Raw genomic sequence first — 7,447 nt, forward strand, 5'->3', positions numbered from 1 at the left:
GTTTAGGCGCGATCGAAACCGCGCCGGGACGAATGGCCCGAGCGTGAGCGGGCTTATAGAAAGAAGGGTTTTGGAAGTCAATCCGGCGCTGGCTGCGCCCTTTGTCGCGATCGCGCGGTGGATGTTTTTTATCCCGCAAGGATGAAATTGGCAAAAAAGCCGCAATCGCCTAATCTTCGCTATCAAGTGTTTGTGAAGACCTGAAGCATGACTGAAGCCCAAGCCACGGACGACAGGGCCGGCGCGGCGATTACCGCTGCCCGCACGGTGCCCCTGTCGCGCGGCCTGTCGACCAAGCTTCTTCTGCTCACCATCGTCTTCGTGCTTTTGGCCGAAATCCTGATTTTCCTGCCCTGGATCGCCAGCTATCGGGTGAGCTGGCTGAAGGAGCGCCTGGGCACAGCGGCCGCGGTCTCGATCGTCCTGGTGCAGGGCGAGCCCAACTCGCTCTCGCGCACTGCCCAGAACGACGTTTTGATGGCGATCGGCGCCAAGGCGATCGCCGTGCGCGACGGCGGCGTCTCGCGGCTTTTGGTGGTGTCCGAGATGCCGCCGCAGGTCGACGAGCATATCGACATTTCCAAGGTCGGCATGATCGACGGCATGACCGGGGCGCTCGACACGCTGTTCTTCGGCGGCAAGCGCATGCTGCGCGTGTTCGGCCCGGTCGGCGAGAGCGACAAGGAATTCGAGCTGATCATGCCCGACTACGCCTTGCGCAGCGCCATGTTGGTCTATTCGCGCAACGTCGCCTTCGTCTCGCTGCTGATCTCGCTGTTCACCGCCATGCTGGTCTATGCCGCGATCGACTTGATCATGATCGGCCCGATCCGCGCCATGACGCGCTCGATGCTGACCTTCTCGGAGGCGCCCGACGATCCCGGGCGCATCATCCGTCCCGCCGCTCGCGCCGACGAGATCGGCGTCGCCGAGCGCGAGTTGTCGCAGATGCAGGAACGGCTGCAGAAGATGCTCTCCGAGCAGAAGCACCTCGCCGATCTCGGGCTGGCGGTGTCGAAGATCAACCACGACATGCGCAACATCCTGGCCTCCGCGCAGCTGATGTCCGACCGCCTGCGGCTGGTCAAGGACCCGACCGTGCAGTCCTTCGCGCCGAAGCTGCTGCGCGCGCTCGACCGCGCGGTGTCCTATTCGGAGGGCGTGCTCGCTTATGGCCGCACGCAGGAGCCGCCGCCGTCGCGCCGCCGCGTCCGGCTGCGCCAGCTGGTCGAGGACGTGCACGGCCTGCTCGACATCGAGGAGGGCATCGAATTCGTCAACGGCGTCGAGCACGCCTTCGAGGTCGATGCCGATTCCGACCAGCTGTTCCGCGTGCTCACCAATCTCTGCCGCAACGCCGTGCAGGCGATGGCGGCCGACACCGAAAGCGCTGTGGTGCGCAGGCTGGCCGTCTCGGCCGAGCGCCTGGGCAGCGTCAGCCGCATCGTCGTCACCGACACCGGCCCCGGCCTGCCGCCGAAAGCGCGCGAGAACCTGTTCGCCGCCTTCCGCGGCTCGGCGCGCAGCGGCGGCACCGGCCTTGGTCTGGCCATCGCCTACGAGCTGATCCGCGCCCATGGCGGCACGGTCGAGCTGGTCGAATCGATCGGCGGCCGCACCGTCTTCGCCGTCACCATCCCCGACCAGCCGGTGCGGCTCGACCAGGCGCGCGGAAGTTTGCGCCGACCTGCCTAGTCCGGACAAAAAGTGCCTGCGACAAAACTTTTGCCGGATCGGCTTGCTTTTCGGAAATTCAGTCGTTAGGGAACACGTCTCGTCGCGGCCGGTCGTCACGATCGGATCGCGGGGCTATGCCAAGCATGGCCTGATGCGCGCCCGTAGCTCAGCTGGATAGAGCACCAGACTACGAATCTGGGGGTCAGGAGTTCGAATCTCTTCGGGCGCGCCATTATTTCAAGCACTTAGCAGGGCGCCGCAGACTAGCACGACTAGTTTGTCTGCGATTTTGTCTGCGGAAGCGCAAACCTTCTCAGGATACGAGCCGCTACGAGACATCGGTGGAGATGCCGCATTCGGAGCGCGGTTGCGCAGCCGCGATAGTGCCAAACGCGCTAATGCCGAGTGCGCCGACAGCCACACTCATTCACATTGGTGGGACGTCCCTACGCCAGCCCGTCATCGCGGCAAAGCCAAATGAGGCGAAGGCCGAACTGAACTGACGGGCGGTAGTGACCGGCCGACGCCGCCGTAGCCGTCGGGACCGAACAGTCGGAGCGGCAGCGCCACCAAGGATGTTCATCGAGCCGAGACCGCCAATCCAGCGTTCCGAGTTGGTTTCGAAATCGAGACTGGCTGGAAACTCTATGAGGATCCAGTTGACATTTAACGCGTGAGCCGATACTAACACGTTAGTGGAAACTAACTTAAACAGCGGCTGGACGGCTCTCGGCGACACGACGAGGCGCGCGATCTTCGAGATGCTGGTCGAACACCCGAGTTCGGTGACCGAGTTGGCAAGCGCTCTGCCGGTCACCCGGTCCGCGGTTTCGCAGCATCTGAAGGTACTGAAGGATGCCAGGCTCGTGGTCGACACACCCGCCGGCAAGCACCGCATCTATCGCGTCGATCCCGATGGGTTGGCGGCTTTGCGCGCCGACCTGGACCGGTTCTGGATAAAAACGCTCGCGGCCTACAAGGAAGCCGTGGAGCAGCAGCCAAAGGAGTGATGATGAGTACGCAAGCAGCAGATACAATCGTCAGGCATTCGATCGTGGTCGAGGCACCGATCGAGCGCGCCTTCAAAGTCTTCACCGAGGACTTTGGCAAGTTCAAACCCAAGGAGCACAATCTGCTCCGTGTACCCATCGTCGAAACGGTGTTCGAGCCGCGCGTCGGTGGAAACATCTATGATCGCAGCGCAGACGGCAGCGAGTGTCGCTGGGCGAACGTACTGGCCTACGAGCCGCCGCACCGGCTGCTGCTTAGCTGGAACATCACGCCGCAATGGCGGCTGGAGACCGATCTCAACAAGACCAGCGAGTGGGAAGTGCGGTTCACCGCAGAGGCCGCCAACCGCACGCGCGTCGAGTTGGAGCACCGCAAGCTCGAGCGCCACGGCGCGGGTTGGGAAGGCGTGCGCGATGGTGTTGCGGCCGATCAGGGCTGGCCGCTCTACCTGCAGCGATACGCCGACCTGTTTGGTCGGTGACTCATGGATGAATGAAAGGTCCGCACTGGACGGTGCGGACCTTGCAGATCGGCTGCCATGTCGCAACGTGGGTTCGGTTCTACGGTACGGCGCGGCCTTCGTACATGAAGACCATCGGCCTTGGCCCTTTCGCATAGCCTGTTTGAAGATGCCCGATCTTGAAGCCCGCGCTTTCGATCAGGGTGCGGATCGGTCGGTTGAGATGGCAGCCGCCGCCGATGCGCTTCCAGAACGGCGTCAGGCGATCCTGCCAGCGTTGAACCGACGCTTCCGGCGAGAGGCCGTGTTCCACGAACAGGAGTTGCCCGCCTGGCTTGAGTACCCGCCGCATTTCGCCAAGCGCCTGGCCGGCGCCGTGGATCGAGCAGAGCGTCCAGGTTGTGACAACGGTATCGATGGAGTGACTGTCCAACGGAATTTCCTCCGCCGAGGCCTCGATGAGATTTGCTGCGCAAGTACAATGCCTGGCGGTATGCCGGGCCATCGCCAATAGCCGCGGTGACGGATCAAGGCCGATCACGTCGTGCACGGCGGCAGGATAGAGTGGCAGATTCAGGCCTGAGCCAATGCCGATCTCGAGCACGCGTCCTTCCGCGGCCGAGAGCACGCTGTGCCTGTAAGGCAGCAGTTCACGGTTGGTCATTGAGCGGTGCACCAGGCGCGGCAGCAGGACATTCTGATAGAAGCCCACGGTCCTGTCCCTTCAGTTCGCAGGTCGCCGGGTGCGCAGCGCGCAGCGTGTGACCGCACGCTGGAATTCATCGTAATAAGTTGGGTCTTCCGTTCCCATGAGCTTGTCCCACCAGGTGAAATAGAGTCCGAAATTAGCGCGGGGCCGCGCATGGTGCAGGTCGTGATGTGTGACCGTGGCCATCCAATCGAACAGAGGGCGGCCCTCCCGGTTGGCGGGAAATATCTCGTATCCGCTGTGGCCAATGGCGTTTCTGAGCATCATGTGCGCGGTGAAGATGAACGCGGCGAGCACACTGGTCGGCATGATGGCCATGAAGAGCAGAAGGAACACCGCATTGACGAAGGCTTCGCTGGCGTCGAAGGCATAGGCGGTCCACGGTGTCGGATTGTACGAACGGTGGTGGAGGCGGTGGAACCACCGGAACAGTTTTGGGCGATGCATGAACCAGTGGGTCCAGTAGAACCACGCATCGTGCGCGACGATCAGCGCGACGACATTGATGGCGAAATAGGCCCACCCGTATTGTCCTGGGTCTTCATAGACCGGGAGCCAGCCAAGATTGGCCAGAATGGCGATCGTCAACCCGACCAGGGAGAAAATCACGACGGTCCGGAGCGACGTGAGAATTTCGCGGATGATTTGCCGCGCTTGCGGTGTCTCTTGGCGAATCTTGCGTGATGCAAGCCGCGCCGAAAGGAGCACGTTGATCAAGAGAAACGTCCCGCCGGCGCCGATCAGGTAGCGATAGAGATCGCTCTGCAGGATCACCGGATAAATGTCGGCTACGAAGCGCATGAGCGGCGCGACGGTTAGGGCGTCAAGCATTGGGCAAGCCTCCGGTGTTGGACAGCCAGGACTACCGGAGGGCGTTCGCCGCGGCTTCGCACCAGGAGAAGCCGATAGGAAAAACTGGATTTCGATCAGAGATTTTCGGAATCGATGAGCTTGCCCAGCGCATCTTTTCGAAACTGCGACGGCGTCGTGCCCGTGCGATCGCGAAATGCCCGGTTGAATGGCGCGAGCGACGCGTAGCCGACGCCAAAAGCGATCGACACGATCTGCTCGCGCACGCGGTCCGGGTCGGCAAGCCGCCGCCGGGCCTCATCGACGCGATGCTCATTGATGAACGCCGAGAAGCTTCTGAAACCGAGCCCGGCATTGATCAGCCGACGAAGGCGATGTTCGGGCACGCCAAGGCGCCCAGCCAATTGGCCGAGCGATAGCTCGGCCTCCAGGCACACCCCGTCTGCGACGGCACGCTTCAGACGCTCCAGTTCGATGCGCTCGGCGGGCGAGAGCTCGCTGACGCTGACGGCCGGCCGGGAGGGCGCCTCGAACAAATCCAGACGCAGGGGTACCAGCCATGCGGTGAAGACGAAGGAGAGCGCAAACAGCATCACGGCCTGCGCGAGCGTCGTCCAGCTGGGAAGCGGCGCGAACATCGCATAGATCTCGCCGGCCGCAATGAGGACGGCCGCCAGCGGCAGGACGATGGCGAGCGCGATGCGGAAACGGCGCCGGGAATTGACGAGATCATTACGAAAATCCTGAACGGCCATCCACACGATATGTGCAAGCAGAGCCACGAGCACCACCTGATGCAGGACGGTCTGGACGCCAGCAAGCATTGGGCTGTTGCCGTGGCCAAGCAGCAGGATCGCGACCAGAACGACGCCGGGTAGCGCGTAAGCGGGCGACCAGACAAAGTCGTCGCGGAAGAGGCCGATTGCGAACCACCACAGGAAGACGGGATTGAGGACGGCTAGCAGCAAGGGTATCCAGTGAGCATCGCCCAGCATCCCGGGCATGCCCGGTGCGGACAGCAAAACGTAGCTGGCGACTCCGAGAGTGAGCAGGAGGCCGCTCAGTGTCCCCGCGCGCACCGGCCGTAGTCTGACAAACTGAAGGGCCAAGAGCAGGTTGAGGGAGATCGCGCCGCCCCGCAACATCAAGTCCAAAATGCCCGCTCCGTTCATACCGGCAAGTAAACGCAGTTACGCCGACAAGGCAACGCGATCCGGTTGGGGGTTAAGCGGTTTGCTTGAGTTCCAGGCGGCGCCCGGCGCTCACGCGCGGCGTTCGTTCATCAAGAGCGCCACGACGACGCCTGACAGGAAGGTCAGCGCAGCAACCGCGGTAATCGCCGCAGCCAGACCGAAGAAGTCGGCGGCCGAGAGCGCGCCGATCGCATAGCCAAGATCGCGCCAGAAACGGTAGACGCTGAGTGAGCGGGCGCGCCAGGAGGGATGCGATGCATCTGACACCGCAGCGATCAAGCTCGGATAGACCATCGCAGTGCCGAGGCCGAGCAGCACACTGGCGAGCAGCCACCAGGCGAACTCGCCTGTCGCGGCGGTTAGGAACAGAGCCACCGCCTGCACCCGGCGGGCGGCGCCTGCGGAGCTTGATAGATGAAGGCAATCAGGCCGATGGCGACGACAATCAGTATCGCAACGGCGATGCCCACAGCGCTTATCCCGAAGGTCGTCCCGATTGCTGGCAGCAGCATCAGAGCGATCGCGATGCCCGCTGGCCATGAGTTGATGTAGATGGCCATGGCCGTTGCGATTTCCCGGCCGGCAAACCAGTCGGCGACCATCTTGGTCATCAGGACGTTCAGCAGAACGCCGCCAGTGCCGCCGATCAGTCGGCCGCTGATCTGCAGGCTCCAGGGCGCAGACGACGTCATCAGCGTTTCACCCGCCAGCATCATCAGGAGGCCGGCGAGCACGGTCGCCCTGTCGCCATAGCGCTGGCCGATGGTCGCGCCGGGCAGGGCCAATGCGACCCCCGGTGCAAGATAGAGGCCGATCAGGATGCCGATGTCGGCCAGGCTCGCACCGAGGCTATCGCTGACAAGGGGCGCGACGGCGCCGACGCTCTGGAATTGAAACGCCATTGCGGCGCGGCCGATAAACAGGACAGCAAGGATCGTCCAACGGCTGCGCACGGCTCCTCCCGAATAGTCCGAACTATTCAGGCCTGATATTCTGGTTCAGTCGGAAGAAATTGGTCGGGTCGTATTGCTTCTTGACTGCTGCCAGGCGCGCATAATTTTCGCCGTAGGCATCACGCACGCGCTCGTCACCCTCATCACCAAGATTGTTGGCATAGACGCCGCCGGTGGAGAATGGTCTGACCGCGTTCCATAGGTCGCGCGCCCAGCGCATGTTTGCCTCGTCATCGGCCGGATCGTCCCAGATGGCGATCGGGAAGCAGTCGAAGGCCGCATCGCGATTGGCGTAGGGCGAGTGCGACGCGGGCACCCGGGCGATCGCGCCGCCGACCTGCTGGAAAACCAGCAGGGACCAGTGATTGGGAGCCTTCGCGTAACTGTCGAGCAGCGCATCGATCGCTGCATCGCTGATCTCGTGCAGGAACTGCGCCTTCCAGTAATAGCGTCGTCCGCGTGGAAAAAGGCTGTCGGCCGCCGATTGAATCTGAAGATAGGGAACGGCCTGCAGGCGGCTTTCGACGGGGGACCCGAATGTCATCATCGGTTCGATGACCGGTTTGCCCGCCTCGGGTGCGCCGACATAGCACGCCGAGATGCTGAAGCCACGGTCGCCCGACGGCAGTGTGAC

8 protein-coding genes, 1 tRNA gene and 1 pseudogene are annotated in these 7,447 nt (G+C 62.9%); 4 read left to right on the forward strand and 6 right to left on the reverse strand.

The features are described from left to right. Positions 1-207: 207 nt before the first annotated feature. The 4 genes from EOA33_RS17965 (at position 208) to EOA33_RS17980 (ending at position 3,169) form a co-directional block, all read left to right on the forward strand. Positions 208-1,695 carry a HAMP domain-containing sensor histidine kinase gene (locus EOA33_RS17965; RefSeq protein WP_126057166.1) on the forward strand — a complete coding sequence of 496 codons (1,488 nt, stop codon included), beginning with the start codon at positions 208-210 and terminating at the stop codon, positions 1,693-1,695. Between the two features lie 137 nt (positions 1,696-1,832). Then, positions 1,833-1,909, forward strand: a tRNA-Arg gene (locus tag EOA33_RS17970). Between the two features lie 463 nt (positions 1,910-2,372). Then, positions 2,373-2,687, forward strand: coding sequence for a metalloregulator ArsR/SmtB family transcription factor (locus EOA33_RS17975; protein WP_126057165.1), 315 nt, complete (start codon positions 2,373-2,375; stop codon positions 2,685-2,687). A gap of 2 nt (positions 2,688-2,689) precedes the next feature. Then, positions 2,690-3,169: an SRPBCC family protein gene (locus tag EOA33_RS17980; protein ID WP_126057164.1), complete on the forward strand. Its 480-nt coding sequence runs from the start codon at positions 2,690-2,692 to the stop codon at positions 3,167-3,169. 79 nt (positions 3,170-3,248) lie between these two features. On the opposite strand, the gene EOA33_RS17985 is transcribed toward EOA33_RS17980, so the two are convergent. The 6 genes and pseudogenes from EOA33_RS17985 to EOA33_RS18010 form a co-directional block, all read right to left on the reverse strand. Beyond that, positions 3,249-3,860: a class I SAM-dependent methyltransferase gene (locus tag EOA33_RS17985; RefSeq protein WP_126057163.1), complete on the reverse strand. Its 612-nt coding sequence runs from the start codon at positions 3,858-3,860 to the stop codon at positions 3,249-3,251. A 12-nt stretch (positions 3,861-3,872) separates the two neighbouring features. After that, entirely contained in the window at positions 3,873-4,688 is an 816-nt protein-coding gene (locus tag EOA33_RS17990) for a sterol desaturase family protein (RefSeq protein ID WP_126057162.1), read from the reverse strand. 95 nt (positions 4,689-4,783) lie between these two features. Continuing rightward, the gene (locus EOA33_RS17995; protein WP_245455751.1) at positions 4,784-5,812 is read right to left on the reverse strand and encodes an AraC family transcriptional regulator; all 1,029 of its coding nucleotides are present in this window, start codon (positions 5,810-5,812) and stop codon (positions 4,784-4,786) included. A 117-nt stretch (positions 5,813-5,929) separates the two neighbouring features. Further along, positions 5,930-6,244: pseudogene (locus tag EOA33_RS18000) on the reverse strand (MFS transporter); the annotation flags it as partial. Then, positions 6,220-6,762 carry an MFS transporter gene (locus tag EOA33_RS18005; protein WP_245455749.1) on the reverse strand — a complete coding sequence of 181 codons (543 nt, stop codon included), beginning with the start codon at positions 6,760-6,762 and terminating at the stop codon, positions 6,220-6,222. The gene EOA33_RS18005 and the pseudogene EOA33_RS18000, both read right to left, overlap by 25 nt. A 73-nt stretch (positions 6,763-6,835) precedes the next feature. Next, on the reverse strand, positions 6,836-7,447 hold a 612-nt coding region (locus EOA33_RS18010), incomplete at its 5' end, for a BBE domain-containing protein (protein WP_190234295.1).

It is taken from the genome of Mesorhizobium sp. M4A.F.Ca.ET.050.02.1.1, from assembly GCF_003997725.1.
GTDB lineage: Bacteria > Pseudomonadota > Alphaproteobacteria > Rhizobiales > Rhizobiaceae > Mesorhizobium.

Excerpts from the sequence above, each read along its gene's own strand:
- EOA33_RS17965 (WP_126057166.1), top strand. The coding sequence starts at position 208 with ATGACTGAAGCCCAAGCCACGGACGACAGGGCCGGCGCGGCGATTACC.
- EOA33_RS17980 (WP_126057164.1), top strand. The coding sequence starts at position 2,690 with ATGAGTACGCAAGCAGCAGATACAATCGTCAGGCATTCGATCGTGGTC.
- EOA33_RS17990 (WP_126057162.1), bottom strand. The coding sequence starts at position 4,688 with ATGCTTGACGCCCTAACCGTCGCGCCGCTCATGCGCTTCGTAGCCGAC.
- EOA33_RS17995 (WP_245455751.1), bottom strand. The coding sequence starts at position 5,812 with ATGTTGCGGGGCGGCGCGATCTCCCTCAACCTGCTCTTGGCCCTTCAG.
- EOA33_RS18005 (WP_245455749.1), bottom strand. The coding sequence starts at position 6,762 with ATGGCGTTTCAATTCCAGAGCGTCGGCGCCGTCGCGCCCCTTGTCAGC.